The sequence below is a fragment of the Flavobacterium sp. CF108 genome (assembly GCF_900129795.1).
Classification (GTDB): domain Bacteria; phylum Bacteroidota; class Bacteroidia; order Flavobacteriales; family Flavobacteriaceae; genus Flavobacterium.
Window position 1 is genome coordinate 859,490 of record NZ_FQWW01000001.1, and the last position, 15,125, is coordinate 874,614.

The 15,125-nt window shown below is 31.9% G+C and carries 15 protein-coding genes; 6 read left to right on the top strand and 9 right to left on the bottom strand.

The features are described from left to right. Positions 1-40: 40 nt before the first annotated feature. Both BUE10_RS03790 and def read right to left on the bottom strand, forming a co-directional pair. Entirely contained in the window at positions 41-529 is a 489-nt protein-coding gene (locus BUE10_RS03790; RefSeq protein ID WP_073482454.1) for a DUF5606 family protein, read from the bottom strand. A gap of 62 nt (positions 530-591) precedes the next feature. After that, a complete protein-coding gene (def, locus tag BUE10_RS03795) occupies positions 592-1,182 on the bottom strand; it encodes a peptide deformylase (RefSeq protein ID WP_053473614.1) in 591 nt (196 codons plus the stop codon). A gap of 199 nt (positions 1,183-1,381) precedes the next feature. On the opposite strand from def, the gene BUE10_RS03800 reads away from it, so the two are divergent. Next, positions 1,382-3,604, top strand: coding sequence for an FUSC family protein (locus BUE10_RS03800; RefSeq protein WP_073482456.1), 2,223 nt, complete (start codon positions 1,382-1,384; stop codon positions 3,602-3,604). Between the two features lie 63 nt (positions 3,605-3,667). Here the strand turns inward: BUE10_RS03800 and BUE10_RS03805 are convergent, their stop codons facing one another. The 3 genes from BUE10_RS03805 to BUE10_RS03815 all read right to left on the bottom strand — a co-directional run bounded on the left by BUE10_RS03805 (position 3,668) and on the right by BUE10_RS03815 (position 6,464). Next, entirely contained in the window at positions 3,668-5,161 is a 1,494-nt protein-coding gene (locus tag BUE10_RS03805) for a malate:quinone oxidoreductase (protein ID WP_073482458.1), read from the bottom strand. A 124-nt stretch (positions 5,162-5,285) separates the two neighbouring features. Then, positions 5,286-5,702 carry a Holliday junction resolvase RuvX gene (gene ruvX / locus BUE10_RS03810; protein WP_073482460.1) on the bottom strand — a complete coding sequence of 139 codons (417 nt, stop codon included), beginning with the start codon at positions 5,700-5,702 and terminating at the stop codon, positions 5,286-5,288. Between the two features lie 129 nt (positions 5,703-5,831). Further along, the gene (locus BUE10_RS03815; RefSeq protein WP_073482462.1) at positions 5,832-6,464 is read right to left on the bottom strand and encodes a PAS domain-containing protein; all 633 of its coding nucleotides are present in this window, start codon (positions 6,462-6,464) and stop codon (positions 5,832-5,834) included. A 274-nt stretch (positions 6,465-6,738) separates the two neighbouring features. On the opposite strand from BUE10_RS03815, the gene BUE10_RS03820 reads away from it, so the two are divergent. The 3 genes from BUE10_RS03820 (at position 6,739) to BUE10_RS03830 (ending at position 9,517) form a co-directional block, all read left to right on the top strand. Then, entirely contained in the window at positions 6,739-7,554 is an 816-nt protein-coding gene (locus BUE10_RS03820; protein WP_056206227.1) for a 2,3,4,5-tetrahydropyridine-2,6-dicarboxylate N-succinyltransferase, read from the top strand. Between the two features lie 107 nt (positions 7,555-7,661). Continuing rightward, entirely contained in the window at positions 7,662-8,726 is a 1,065-nt protein-coding gene (locus BUE10_RS03825; RefSeq protein ID WP_073482463.1) for a glycosyltransferase family 9 protein, read from the top strand. A 2-nt stretch (positions 8,727-8,728) separates the two neighbouring features. Continuing rightward, positions 8,729-9,517, top strand: a complete 789-nt coding sequence (locus BUE10_RS03830) for a glycosyltransferase family 2 protein (RefSeq protein WP_073482465.1) — start codon at positions 8,729-8,731, stop codon at positions 9,515-9,517. Here BUE10_RS03830 and BUE10_RS03835 read toward each other — a convergent pair. After that, positions 9,495-10,265: a Kdo domain containing protein gene (locus BUE10_RS03835; protein WP_073482466.1), complete on the bottom strand. Its 771-nt coding sequence runs from the start codon at positions 10,263-10,265 to the stop codon at positions 9,495-9,497. The genes BUE10_RS03830 and BUE10_RS03835 overlap by 23 nt on opposite strands. An 84-nt stretch (positions 10,266-10,349) precedes the next feature. Between BUE10_RS03835 and BUE10_RS03840 the strand changes: the two genes are divergently transcribed. Next, the gene (locus tag BUE10_RS03840; RefSeq protein WP_073482468.1) at positions 10,350-11,423 is read left to right on the top strand and encodes a glycosyltransferase family 4 protein; all 1,074 of its coding nucleotides are present in this window, start codon (positions 10,350-10,352) and stop codon (positions 11,421-11,423) included. 3 nt (positions 11,424-11,426) lie between these two features. Here the strand turns inward: BUE10_RS03840 and BUE10_RS03845 are convergent, their stop codons facing one another. Next, positions 11,427-12,290, bottom strand: a complete 864-nt coding sequence (locus BUE10_RS03845) for a hypothetical protein (RefSeq protein WP_073482470.1) — start codon at positions 12,288-12,290, stop codon at positions 11,427-11,429. A 119-nt stretch (positions 12,291-12,409) separates the two neighbouring features. Here BUE10_RS03845 and BUE10_RS03850 point away from each other — a divergent pair, with 119 nt between their 5' ends. After that, complete coding sequence (locus BUE10_RS03850) at positions 12,410-13,429, top strand: glycosyltransferase family 2 protein (protein WP_073482471.1); 1,020 nt, start codon at positions 12,410-12,412, stop codon at positions 13,427-13,429. A gap of 3 nt (positions 13,430-13,432) precedes the next feature. Here BUE10_RS03850 and BUE10_RS03855 read toward each other — a convergent pair whose 3' ends face one another. Both BUE10_RS03855 and BUE10_RS03860 read right to left on the bottom strand, forming a co-directional pair. Further along, entirely contained in the window at positions 13,433-14,401 is a 969-nt protein-coding gene (locus BUE10_RS03855) for a glycosyltransferase family 2 protein (protein WP_073482473.1), read from the bottom strand. Between the two features lie 87 nt (positions 14,402-14,488). Beyond that, a complete protein-coding gene (locus BUE10_RS03860; protein WP_073482475.1) occupies positions 14,489-15,124 on the bottom strand; it encodes a PglD-related sugar-binding protein in 636 nt (211 codons plus the stop codon). Position 15,125 lies beyond the last annotated feature (1 nt).

The window sequence follows — 15,125 nt, forward strand, 5'->3', positions numbered from 1 at the left end:
AAATATCTTAACAGGATCAATATATTTGAATTCAGAAAAATTACTTTTCTTCTTTTTTAGCTTTTGGTTTTTTAGCAGCTGGTTCTTTTTTTGGTTTTGCTTCAACAACCGGAGTTTCTTCCGTAGCTTCAACAGCAGCTGGAGCTAAATCAGTTACTAAACCTTTTGCTTCCAGTGTGTTGTACCAGTTTAATACTTTTTTAATATCTGAAGGATAAACTCTTTCTTCATCATAATCCGGTAAAATTTCTTTAAAGTAAGCAGCTAAAGTTGCATTATCTTCTTTGTGAGAAATCGCCTGACCTTTGTTTTCTTTAGCAGCAATTTTCTGCATTACTTCAGTCAATGGTTTTTCTCCTTCGTGTGTATAAATTGAAATTTCTGATAGTAAGCTTACATTACTTTTTAAGTTTACTGTAATTTTTTTTCCGTCTAATAATGATTCTGCCACAAAACCTGTACGAGTCTGCACTTTCAATACATATAAACCTGGTTTCCCAGAAATGGCTAAAATTTTGTCTAAATTCATGTTTATTAAAATTAGTATTAAGAATTTTTGTCTTTTATTAATGTTCTAATTATTTAGAACTTTTATCTACCTTTTTTTGCAGCAGCAAATTTCATTCTGTACTCCTGAAAAGTCTTGCCTTCGGTGATGTTTTTTAATTTCTTTTGAATCAAACGCTTTTTTAAAGAAGATATTTTATCTGTAAATAAAATGCCTTCAATATGATCGTATTCGTGTTGAATAACTCTCGCAATTAAACCGTCAAAAACTTCTGTTTTCATTACGAAATCTTCTTCACAATATTCAATAGTAACAGTTGGTTTTCTGTAAACATCTTCGCGAACGTCCGGAATACTCAAACAACCTTCATTAAAACTCCACTCTTCACCTTCTTCTTTAACGATTTTAGCATTGATAAAAGTTTTTTTGAAACCTTTTAAGTCTTTCTGTTCATTTTCTGGTAAATCCTCATCGTCGCTAAAAGGAGTTGTATCAATAACAAATAGGCGAATAGGAAGACCAACCTGCGGTGCTGCAAGTCCAACTCCTAAAGCATTATACATGGTTTCGTACATGTTTGCTATTGTCTCTTTTAAGTTTGGATAATCTGGCGTAACTGCCGTTCCTACTTTTCTTAAAACAGGATCACCATATCCTACAATTGGTAAAATCATTTGTAATTATTTAATGTTTTATCTAATGAAAACCCTATATTAAGGTTAACATATTTCAGCTGGCAAAAATAGTAAAAAATACTCAACGATAAGCCGTAAAGCCACATTATAACAATTTTTTATAAGCTTTAGAAAACTCCGCTATAATTATGCCAAAATATTTCGTACAATTCTTAACTTTGCTAGTAAACCTCACGATATGCTTGATCGAATCTCAAAATTTACAAACAGTACTTCTTTTTTAAATGCATCAAAAGTTACTATTGCTTCGGTTGTGCCTGTTGTAATTTTGAATTTTTTGGGGCATTTTGAAATAGGCTTTACTATCGCGCTTGGTGCTTTTTATACCTATCCAAGCGATATCCCGAGTTCCTTAAGCCACAAAATCAAAGGGTTAATTGTTGCTTCTTTAATTGTTTCGGGTGTAAATTTATTAGTAAATCTCGCTTATCCCTTTCCTCTTTTATTTTATCCGTTTTTAGGATTTTTATTGTTTTTATGTTCGATGATTTCGGTTTACGGACAACGTGCTACTTTGGTTTCGTTTTCTGCTTTATTATCGATTTCTTTATCATTTGGGCATTTGCACACCGGCTGGGAAGCTTTTCAATATGCAGGATTTATTTTCGCGGGAGGGATTTTATATCTTATCGTTTCGCTTATTTTTCATTTTGTACAGCCTTATAAATATGTAGAATTACAAATTGCGGAGGGTATAAAACTGACTGCAAAGTATTTAAAATTAAGAGGTGATTTATGGAGCCCGGCTGCTGATCGTCAAAAAATAATAGAAAAACAATTAGCGATACAAGTTGACCTGAATTTGATTCATGAGGATTTACGTAAAATGCTGATTGGAAATCAAAACACATCAGCAACTACAACGCAGAATCGAAAAATGCTTTTGGTGTTTATTACTTTGGTTGAAATTCAGGAATTGGCACTTTATACTTCGTTTGACCACAGTAAACTGCATGAAAAGTTTGCCAAGCATCCGGAAGTGCTTCGTACGTATCAAAATGTTGCTTACAAACTGGCTTCTACGCTTAAAAAGCTTTCAAAAAACGTGCATCATATTGCAGTTTATGTAGATAAAGATGATTTAAAAAACGAATTAGATGCGCTTGAGTTTGCCATTTTTGATTATGAAAAAACTTTAGGCAAAGAAGAAGCTGCAGAAGGTGTTTTGATGCTGACCAATATGCTGAAATATGCTAAAAATCAGGTTGGGAAAATTAAAATTATCCAGCGTGCTTTCTCACTCGCAATGCAGTCTTATAAATTAAAAGATAAGGACAAGGAATTAGAAAAATTTTTAACGCCGCAATATTATCCTCTAAGAACACTTATTGAAAACTTAAGTTATTCTTCGTCCATATTCAGGCATTCACTTCGATTAACGATTACCATTTTAATTGGTTTTATAATTGGGAAATTTTTGCCGTTTCAAAATGTATATTGGATTTTATTGACCATTGTAGTAATCATGCGTCCGGGTTATGGTTTAACCAAAGAACGTTCTTACAACAGAATCTTCGGAACTATTTTGGGAGGACTTCTCGCATTTGGGATTGTTTCTGTAATTCAAAATCATGTTGCTTTGAGTATTTTCTCGATTGTGTGTATGCTTTTGGGAATTTCGTTTACACAGATTAACTATAAAATAAGTGCCACATTTGTAACGATGTATGTGGTTTTTATTTACGGAATTTTAACACCTAATGTGGTCGAAGTTATTCAGTTTAGAATATTAGATTCGCTTGCGGGAGCTACTCTGGCTTTTATTGCGAATCAGTTTTTATGGCCGGCTTGGGAGTTTATTAATACGCCCATTCATATCGAAAATTCGATTCGGGCAAATCGAAATTATCTTAAAGAAATTGCTGATTTTTATAATAAAAAAGGGGAAATACCAACATCTTACAGATTATCAAGAAAGAATGCTTTTGTTGAAATAGGAAATTTAATGACCTCTTTTCAACGCATGATGCAGGAACCAAAATCGAAGCAGAAAACAATGCCGCTGGTCAATAAATTGGTGGTTTTAAATCATTCTCTTTTATCTGCTTTAGCATCATTATCGACTTATATCCAATCGCATCAAACAACATCGGCATCAGAATCTTTCAATTATATTATAAAAACTATTTTACAAAATCTGGAACATTCGATTTCTATTTTAAGAAATGAAACGATTATAACGGATACTTTTTTTGATAAAGAAGATGTAACACTTCAATTTGAAGAGCTCAAACGTAAAAATTTTACACGTCTTGCTACAGACGATGAACTGGATAAAGAAACGCGTCAGGCTAAAATGCAGGAGGCTTCGATGGTTATTGAGCAATTGATCTGGATGAGTAATCTTGCGGAGAAAATTTTAAAAATAACAAAAGAATTAAAAGCGGTAAACAACGATTAATATATTTTTTAGCCATAAAAAAAGGACTTAGATAACTAAGTCCTTTTTATTTTAACGGAAGTTTTATTTAATTTTTAAAACTTCTGCTGTATGTTTTCTCATTTCTGCTAAAAGCTCTGGTTTATCGTTCAGCGTTTTACCATAAGATGGAATCATTGTTTTCATTTTAGCTTCCCATTCTGGTGTTTTAATTTGGTTTGTAAAACATCTGCTGATTAAATCAACCATAATGGCAACTGCAGTTGATGCTCCCGGAGAAGCTCCTAATAATACTGCTAAAGTTCCGTCGTGTGTTGTAATAACTTCTGTTCCAAATTCAAGGACTCCGCCTCCATTTTCACCTTTTTTAATTACCTGAACACGCTGACCTGCTTTTTCTAATTTCCAGTCTTTAGAACGTGCGCTTGGCAAATATTCGCGTAGTGCTTTCATTCTGTCTTTTGGAGACTGACGAACCTGCTCAATTAAATATTTTGTTAGAGGAATATTGTGAAATCCGGCAGAAAGCATCGGAATTAAATTGTTTGCTTTTATTGACAATGGTAAATCTAAATAAGATCCATTTTTAAGGAAACGTGTTGAGAATCCTGCAAATGGTCCAAAAAGAAGTGCTTTTTCGCCATCAATTACACGGGTATCAATATGCGGAACAGACATTGGCGGTGCGCCTACGCTTGCTTTTCCGTATACTTTTGCCTGATGTTTTGCAATAACTTCCGGGTTTGTACATTTTAACCATTGACCGCTTACAGGGAAACCACCATAACCGTCGCCTTCTGGAACATGCGCTTTTTCTAATAATGGCAATGAACCACCACCGGCTCCAATAAATACGAATTGGGTATATGCTTTTCTTTTTTGACCTGTAGCTAAATCGGTGATTTTAATTCTCCATGATTTATCCTCACGCTGTCTTAATTTTTGAACTTCGTGATTAAAATATAAAGTTACTCCGTCTAATTTTTCAAGATAATTAAACATGCTTCTGGTTAAGGCTCCGAAGTTAACATCGGTACCAATTTCCATGTGGGTTGCTGCTAATTTTTCTCCTTCTTCTCTGCCTTCCATTACAAGAGGCATCCATTCTTTCAGTTGATTAAAATCTGTACTGAAAGTCATTTCAGAAAAAATTGGATTGCTTTGAAGTGCTTCGAATCTCGTTTTAAGATATTCTACGTTTTTATCTCCCCAAACAAAACTCATGTGAGGAACACTTTTAATAAAATTTTCTGGAGAAGGAACTTTATTTTCCTGTACTAAATACGACCAGAACTGGCGTGAAATTTCAAAAGATTCTGCTATGCTGATTGCTTTTTTAGGATCGATACTTCCATCTGCTTTTTCTGGAGTATAATTTAATTCACAAAAGGCAGAGTGTCCGGTTCCTGCATTATTCCAGGCGTCTGAACTTTCGGCAGCTGCCACATCTAATCTTTCGTAAATTTCAATTTTTATATCGGGCTGCAGCTCTTTCAAAATTAATCCAAGAGTTGCACTCATAATTCCAGCTCCAATAAGCACTACTTCACTATTGGAACGTATTGTATTGTCAGGCATAACAGTAATTTGTTTTAAAATGCAAAGGTACTTTTTTCAATCGCAAAAAAAAACTAATTTTTACATGATAAAAGTTAGAAAATTATAAATTTTTCTAAAAAAGAAGATTTAGTCAGAAATAAACTTAAAAACGCTTAGACGAAAGGTAATCCTGCAGCATAATTGTTGCGGAAATTTCATCGATCAAGCCTTTATTTTGGCGTTGTTTTTTACTTAGTCCGCTGTCAATCATAGTTTGAAAAGCCATTTTTGAAGTAAAACGTTCGTCTCCGCGGATTACTTTCATTTCAGGAAAAATATTCGAGAAATGAGTTACAAAACCATTAATCACAGATGCACTTTCTGATGGCTGACCGTTCATTTGTTTTGGTTCGCCAATTAAAACTGCTTCTACTTTTTCTTTAGCAAAATAATCTTTTAGAAAATCAACTAAAGTATGAGTAGGAATTGTAGTTAAACCAGATGCTATAATCTGCATTTCGTCTGTAACAGCAATTCCGGTGCGTTTTTGTCCGTAGTCTATGGAGAGGATTCTTGGCATTTTATTTAAATTAACAATACAAATATAAACTTATTTAAATTTATACTTTTAAATTAAAAACAAAAGGCCCATCTTGAAAACTCAAAACGGACCCGAACCTAAATATTTAAAACTAAAAATTATTCTCTTTTATCGGTTAAATAATCTGCCGAAAAAACCTCTGTGCTCCTCTTCTTCTCCATCTTGCTCTTCTTCATAATGAGCAAACTTTGCCTGATTTTTTTCATGATCGTAAATTAACTCCTTTATATATTCAACATAAGATTTCTTTTTTTCTTCTAAAAAACCAATCAAATATTTCTCGCTAAACTCTACTCCGCTTGCCGCTTCAATTTGAAGCAACTTTTTATATAATGGCTCAATATGCATCGCAATCACTTCTTGCGGAACAGCTTGTCTTCTTCCAAAATAATTTACAATTACACCATTTTCATCTCTTGCAATATCAAAATCTGTAATAACCCAATAATATCTTCCTGATTTTGCCAGATTTTTTACGATTGCATGAAAGTTTTTTCCGTTTTTAAGATTTTCCCAAAGCACTTTAAAAATAACTTTTGGCATATCGGGATGGCGAATAATATTATGCGGCTGTCCCATTAATTCATAATCTTCGTAACCACAAACATCAACAAAAACTTCATTGGCATATTCAATAACACCAAAAGCATTTGTTTTACTCATAATTACCTGCGTTTTATCCCACGTAACTTCTTTATCGATTACTGTAACTGGGGTTCGAATTTGATTTTCCTGATTCATGTTTAGTAGATTTTATATGTTTTGGATTGGATTTTTAATCCTTATTTCTCAGAATTAATCCGGCAAAAGTAGATTGAAGAAAAACTAGAGAATCTGACATTTGTCATATTTTGATATAAAAAAAACTTTTAGTGGTATATTATTGAAATCGAAATTATATTCAGAAAACGTAATTTATCAAATTAAAAACAAAAAGTTATATTTATAACACTTTCAGCTCCGTTTACTTTTTTGCTTTTACGTAAATACGTTATCTTTGCCAAAAATTTAAACTATGAATTCTTTACAGACTATAATTGAACAAGCTTGGGAAAACAGAGCTTTATTACAAGAAAAAACTACAACTGACGCTATTAGAGAAGTTATCGAATTAGTTGATGCAGGAAAATTACGTGTTGCTGAACCAGTTGGTGATGCTTGGCAGGTAAACGAATGGGTTAAGAAAGCGGTTGTAATGTATTTCCCAATTCAAAAAATGGAAACATGGGAATCTGGTATTTTCGAATATCACGATAAAATGTTGCTAAAAAGAGGTTATGCTGAAAAAGGAATTCGTGTAGTACCAAATGCTGTAGCACGTTACGGAGCTTATATTTCAAGCGGTGTTATTTTAATGCCGAGTTATGTAAATATTGGTGCTTATGTTGACGAAGGAACTATGGTTGATACTTGGGCAACTGTCGGCAGCTGTGCACAAATTGGTAAAAACGTTCACTTAAGCGGTGGTGTTGGTATTGGTGGTGTTTTAGAACCATTACAAGCTGCTCCGGTAATTATTGAAGACGGTGCTTTTATTGGTTCTCGTTGTATTGTTGTAGAAGGTGTTCACGTTGGTAAAGAGGCTGTTCTTGGTGCTAACGTTTGTTTGACTGCTTCAACAAAAATTATTGACGTTACGGGTGACGAACCAGTTGAAATGAAAGGTTTTGTTCCTGCACGTTCTGTGGTAATTCCTGGAAGTTATACTAAAAAATTCGCTGCAGGTGAATTTCAAGTTCCATGTGCTTTAATCATTGGTACTCGTAAACCATCTACAGATTTGAAAACTTCATTAAATAATGCGCTTCGCGAATACGACGTTGCAGTATAATTTATAAAGAACAAATAAATTAAAAAATCCAAATTCCAATTGATTATGATTGGAATTTGGATTTTTTTTGCTTCAATTTGTAACCAATTAAAAGATTCCCTTTTTAGATGAAGATACTTGTTATTCAACAAAAAATGATTGGAGACGTTTTAGTCAGCAGTATTATTTGCAATAATCTGCGTACTGCTTATCCAGATGCTCAAATAGATTATTTGGTTTATGCTTCGACAACTCCGGTTTTAGAAGGTAATTCAAGCATTGACAACATCATTTTATTTGAAGAAAAACATCGAAAAAGCAAAAAAGAATTATTGAACCTTGGTTTTCAAATTCGAAATGAAAAATACGATCTGGTTATTGATGCGTATTCAAAATTAGAAAGCTGGATATTAGTATTTTTAAGCAACGCCAAAAGAAAAATCTCTTATAAAAAACCCGGAAGAAATTTTCTTTACACAGATAATGTTCCTTTTGCACCCTTTCCTAAAACCAATTTAGGTTTGGCAATTGAAAGAAGACTTTCATTAATTGAGCCTTTAGATTTAAAAGTTGAAATAGATCCAATTCCGAAATTATTTGTTTCAGAAAAAGAAAATCAGGAAGCTATATCGGTTTTTGAAAAACATAATGTTCGCAAAGACAGAAAAACAGTAATGATCAGTCTTTTAGGAAGCGAGAAATTAAAAACGTATCCGCTTGAATTCATGTCGAAAGTAGTGGATTATATTGCAGATAATGCCGATGTAAATATTCTTTTTAATTATTTCCCGAAGCAGATTGAAGATGCAAAAACTGTTTTTAACGCCTGCAAACCTTCCACTCAGGAAAAAATATATTTTGATTTATTAGGTGGCGATTTACGTTCGTTTATTGCGATTATGAATCAATGTGATTTAATTATTGGAAATGACGGCGGCGCCATAAATATGGCTAAAGCGCTTGAAAAACCATCGTTTATAATTTTCTCTCCTTGGATTGAAAAGAAAATCTGGGCTACATTTGAAGACGAAATCCACCATTTATCGGTACATTTAAAAAATTATCGTTCGGATTTATTTGAGCAGAAATCTGAAAAAATGCTTAAAAAAGAAGCTTTGTCTTTGTATCAGGAATTTAAACCTGAATTTTTTGAAGGCAAAATTGAATCATTTCTAGAAAAAAATATCCGCTAAAAATGATTTCGTCTCCAAAACAACTTTTATCGGCTTTACTAATCACTTATAACGAAGAATCCAACATACGTGAGGTTCTTGATAATCTGGCTTTCGCCGATGAAATAATAATTGTTGATTCTTTTAGTACAGACAAGACTTTCGAAATCGCATCGACTTACAAAAATGTAAAAATTGTTCAGCGTGCTTTTGATAATTTTGCAATTCAGCGAAACTATACAATAGATTTAGCTTCCAATTCATGGATTCTTTTTATCGATGCTGACGAGCGAATAAGCCCTGAATTGCAGCAAGAAATTAGTACAGAAATAAATCAGCCAAAAAGTGCTTCAGCTTATTTTTTCCGTAGAGATTTTATCTTCGAAAACAAGAAATTATACTTTAGCGGCTGGCAGAATGATAAAATTATCCGTCTTTTTAGAAAAGAAAATGCATGCTATAATAACAATAAAATTGTGCACGAAAAACTAATCGTAAAAGGAGAAACTAAAAAATTAAAGCACAAATTAACGCACCATTCTTATTCTAATTACGAGGATTATAAGCAAAAAATGATTTTCTACGGACAGTTAAAGGCGCAGGAAGAGTTAACAAAGAATACTAACCCTAACTTTTTTCATTTCTATATTCGACCTGTTTATCAGTTTTTAAACCAATATTTATTAAGGCTTGGATTTTTAGACGGAAGAAAGGGAATTATTATCTGTTACTTAAATGCTTTAAGTGTAGCGGTTCGTTTTCAGGAACTTAAAAAAATCCAGAAACAAATTAAGATTTCTTCCAGAACTTAAGTTTCTTTTTCAATCTTTTCTTTCTTGCAAATTCTTCCTGAAAAGTAGAAGTTGCCTGCCACATTTTTTCGAAAATTTCTGTTTCAGATTTATCCGTATAGAATTTAGAATATTCATTACTCATTACAGCAATCATTTCTTGTTTAGGCGTTAAACGGCTAAAATTGTTCATGCGCTGTTCAAAACTCATATTATCATGAAAATTCATTCGGTTTAAATCTACTAAAAAGAAACTATAAATATTGTTTTCGTTCTTTTTAATTAATGTATTTCCCGGCGAATGATCAAGAAACTCTACTCCTTTTTGATGAAGATCAAAAGTGAATTTTGTAAACTGTCTTAAAATGTTATCGTTATCAGGATATTCAGGAATTTCTACCAATTCTCTATAAGTCAGCTCTGTAATTAAATGTTCACTGGCATAGTAGCTGTCTTTTAAACCTACTAAATTAAAATTTTCAAGAAATGCAATTGGTTCTGGAGTTCCAATTCCTTTTTCTAATAAAATCGTAGCATATTCAAACGAACGTCTGGCTTTTGATTTTCTAAAGTATTTATAGGCAATTTTGTTAACTATATTCGGAATTTTAAATGATTTGATATTGATTTTTTTTCCATCTAAATCAAACAATTTTATCTTATTACGATCTCCGTTTCCAAAAAGTTCGCCAGACGAGCCAAACGTTTTGATGGTATCCAGAATTGACGGAGCATTATTTTCGAAAGAAGGATTTACTTTAAAATTCATCAGTAGTTTTTTATAAGGGGACAAAAATACGGATACGATTTAAGACTTCAAATTATTATTGTACTTTCGTAAAAAAAGAAAATAATGTCCTCAAAAAGTATCTTTCTAGAAACGCATAATATCAACAACAGAGCATCGGGTTTAGGAACTTTTAATTATGAATTAATTAAAGGATTGTCTACGTTAGATTTTAATAATTATGAATTAACGCTGAACAGTGCAAAACCAGAACTTTTAAAAGACGAATTTAATGATAAATTTAAATATCATAAATACAGCAGTCTTTCAAGACATCCGTTGTTTAGAATTCGAAAAAAATACGATTTATGGCATTCTTTAAATCAAAATATTAAAGTTGAACCTTTTCATAAAATTAATTATCTGCTAACTGTTCACGATATTCATTTTGTAGAAGAAGTTTCAAACAATAAAAGCCCTAAATTAAAGAGGCTTTTTGCAGAAAAATTAGAAAGATCTACTGCAATTACTTATATCTCAGAATTTGCAAAAAAACACACGCACGAACATTTTAATGTTCCAAATGTTCCCGAATATGTAATTTATAACGGAAACCCAATTTCAACACTTTTAGATACTTCTGCTTTTGTTCCGGATGTTCCTGTTGACAAACCTTTCTTTTATTCTATTGGAGATTTTATAGAAAGAAAAAATTATATTTCGATCATTAACATGATGAAATTAATTAAGGATTTTAATTTAATCATTTCCGGAAACAACAATAAAAAATACGGTGAAAAAATCAAGAAATTGATTATTGACAATGGCTTAAGCAATCAGGTTTTTTTAACCGGAAAAGTGTCTGATGAAGGGAAACAGTTTTATATGAAAAACTGTACCGCATTTCTTTTCCCGTCCATTCGTGAAGGTTTCGGACTTCCGCCAATTGAAGCGATGAGTTTTGGTAAACCGGTATTTTTATCTGATAAAACTTCATTGCCAGAAATTGGAGGCGATGTTTCTAATTATTGGAACAATTTTGATCCTGAATACATGAAAGATATTCTTTTTAACGGATTAACCAATTTTGACAACAACAAAACCGAAATCGAAAATCAGCTTAAAAAAAGAGCTGCAAGTTTCGATTGGAAAGTTGCAGCTGCTGAATATTTTAATGTATACAAAGAGATCGTAAAATAAATTCTATTTATTTAAATGCTTAAACCACTGCCCGACATTTTTTTTCCAAATGAAAAAATCTGAGGGCAGAACTTTAAAAAAGTCCAGGTTATTTTTGATTTCATTAAAAGTTGAACCTTTAACAAATGCCAGTTTTTTCCATTTTTCTGGTTCCATGTAAAAGAAGTTTCGCATGCTTTTATAGTTGCACTCGTTTACGGTTTCCCATTTGTTTAGAAACTCTTCTTTATTGATATCGGTATCATGTCCCCAATTGTTAAACTTCATTTCCAGTTCTTCTTTAGTTCTGGATATGCATTCGTGTAAAATTGGGCCTTTAAAATAAATAATTCTTTTACGAGTTTGTCTTCCTATTTTATAACTAGGATAGTTTGTAGCCACCATGATTTTGGTTGGCTTTTTAACATACAAAACTCCCTTATCTAATCTTTTATAAAGATTTATAAGGCATGGAGAAATCTGAACCTGATTTTTTTCGGGATTATTCAAAAAATGATTTTTAGATTTTAAGAATTTTACAAATGCTTTGAAATCCAGAAAATATTCATCTGCATCTAACTGGATCAGCCAGTTTCCTATGCCCATTTTTTCGGCAAGAATTTTTCGCTCCAAAACTTCACATTGCATGCTGGTCAGTTCCGGGTGATAAAAATTATCTTCTAATATTTCTATTTTAGAATCGACATCAATCGTCCTTAACCATTGAAAAAAATCATCTTCTATAACAAAAGATTCTCCTTTCCAGGTCTTTCTTTCCTTATCAATTGCTAAAAAAATTGAGTCAGATTCTTTATATACTTGTGGAATAGCAATTTTAAGCAATTCATAATCATACGACACTAAAAATCCGACCTGAATTTTTTTCATTTATTTAAATTTGTTAGGGGCAAAGATAAAAACATTCCGAAATTATCTATGAAATTTGCTTTCTAATTTTTAAGATAATTTTAACTTAAACCTTATCTTTGCCTTTTAAAACAAAAACCATGCAAATTCTTCAATTTCCTGAAATTTCTGTGATAATTCCTGTGTTTAATGCTGCATCTTTTTTGCACGAAAGCATTGAAAGTATCTTAAATCAAACATTCTCAGACTTTGAGCTCATTATATTAAACGATAAATCTACTGATGAAAGTTTAGAAATAATTAAAAATTTTCAAGCTAAAGATAATCGAATAATTATTATAGACAAAGAACAGAATGTTGGACCGGCAAACCTTAGGAATGAAGGTATTAACGCTGCAAAAGGCACTTATATTGCATTGATGGATGCTGATGATATTGCTTTACTAACACGTTTTGAAAAACAAATTGAGGTATTAAAAAACAATCCAGAAATTGGTGTTTGCGGTACATGGTTTACTTTTTTTGGATCAAAAAAAGATAAAATCATAAAACATAACACGAATCCTGACGCTATAAAAGTATCTTTTTTACACAGTTGTAACATTGGGAATCCAACTGTAATGTTTAAGAAAGAAGTTTTAGGAGATTTAAAATTCGATAACGACTATGTTCCAGTCGAGGATTATGATTTATGGAGCAGACTATTGGCTAAAACTAACTTTTATAATATTCCTGAATCTTTACTAAATTACAGACAGCATAATAACAATATTAGTAAAACAAAAATTGATAATGTAAACCGATCTGTAAAAAGAGTAAAAGTAAATCAATTGGCTGCGCTTGAAATTAATCCTACAGATCCAAAAATTGATTTTTACCTAAATGCTGTTTCGTTTAAAAAAGGCCTTTCTCCAGAAGAAATTATAGAAACTATTAACGCATCAAAATTCCTGCTTTCGCAAAATGAAAAGTTAGGATATTTTAATCACGAGATTTTTCAAAAACATATCACTAAAAATTTAATCCGCATTATTAGAAATGCAGGTTCTTATAACCTTTCATTTTATAAGCATTTGAAAAATAACGAAGGCGCATTATTCCAAAAAATAAACTTCGTTGATAAAGTGATTCTCTATTTTAAATCCTTAACCGGGAAGTAATAATTAGATATTTGTTTTAATATATCGCCACAGATATTTCATTTTTAATGACAGACTGGCTTTATCTAAAAATTCATTTATAGCATTTTGATGATCTTTGCCGTTTTTAAACTCTTTGTTTTTACGCAATTTCAAAGCCTCAAAAGCCGAAGCTTTCAGCAGAGTTCCCAAAACTCTTTTAATGTTTTGTGTTCTGGACTGCGGGATGTTATCAAATATCTCTTTTAAATTTAGATAAGAGGAATAACGCTGTAGGAATGGTGTCTGCAAAGAATAAATTCCTCCTGAATGCCATCTGTAAACTGCGCCTTGAAAATTCAGGAAAGCTCCTTTTCCGTTACAAAGAGCCAAAGCATAAAGGGTGTTATCTTTACTGTATTGGAACTTTTTGTAATCTAAAGGATCGACAGCATCTTTCTTGAAAACGCTGGTTAAAGTGTAAGTACAATACGGTTTAAAAAGAGTATTGAAATCAATTGTATATACGACTGGTAAAGTGCTATTAAAATCGTTTGGTATTAATTCAGCTTCTTTTTTAGTATAAAAATCTGTCCAGGTAATTACATACTCCGAATTGTTTTCTAAAAAATCAACTTGTTTTTGCAGTTTTAATTCATCAATCCAATAATCGTCTCCTTCGCACAATGCAATATACTTTCCTTGTGCCTTTGGAAAAGTAAAATCGCTCCAAATATTAACCTCTTTTTTAGAATACTGATTTTCTTTCTGTAAAATTGGTTTTATAATTAAAGAATATTTTGAAGCAAAATCATTAATTACAGATGCAGTATTATCTGTAGAAGCATCATCGTGCACGATTATCTCAAATGGAAATGTAGTTTTTTGAATTAAAAAGCCATTTAGCGTTTCACCTATAAAACTTTCATGATTAAATGTCGTACAAATAATACTTACTAAAGGCTGTGTATCACTATTTTTCCAACTTGAAATGATATCGTTTTGATCTCTCATATTTGAATTTATTCACTAAACAAAACCTAGTATTATTGTTATCAATATTTTATGATTTACAAAAATCTAAATCTTTAGTAAGGATTTTTAAAAGTCCATTTTTTTTGCAGGAACTCCAAAAACAGTAGTATTTTCTTTTACGTTTTTAATAACAAGGCTGGCAGCACCAACTGTTGCGCCTTTTCTAACGATAATATTAGGCAAAACTGTAGCGCGAGTATTTAAGCATACTTCTTCTTCTAATACAGCATAACCTCCGGTAAAACTATAGGCGTTTATATGACACCATTTACCAATTTTAGAGTCATGCCCAATTGCTACAAATCCCTGAATTGTTACAAAATCATCAAGTACGCAGTCGTTGCTAATATTAGAATACATGAATACAATTATACCGTTACCTAATTTTACGTTTGATGTAAAAACCACCGTTGGGTGAATCAAATTAATAAATTGACCTCCTTTTGATAAAATTATTTCAACATAATGCTTTTTCCATTGTACACTTCCAAGTGCACAAACAAATACATCATTATCCTGAATTTCATAATTTTCTACTGATGAAATTATAGCCGGGTAATTTTCAAAACCATCTAAAGCATCTAATTTATCATCTAAGAAACCTTTTATAGTATATTCAGTATTATAGCCCGAACATTGTCTTGCAAGCCCGCATACCTCACGGCCATACCCTCTTGCTCCTATTATGATTAAATTTTTCATC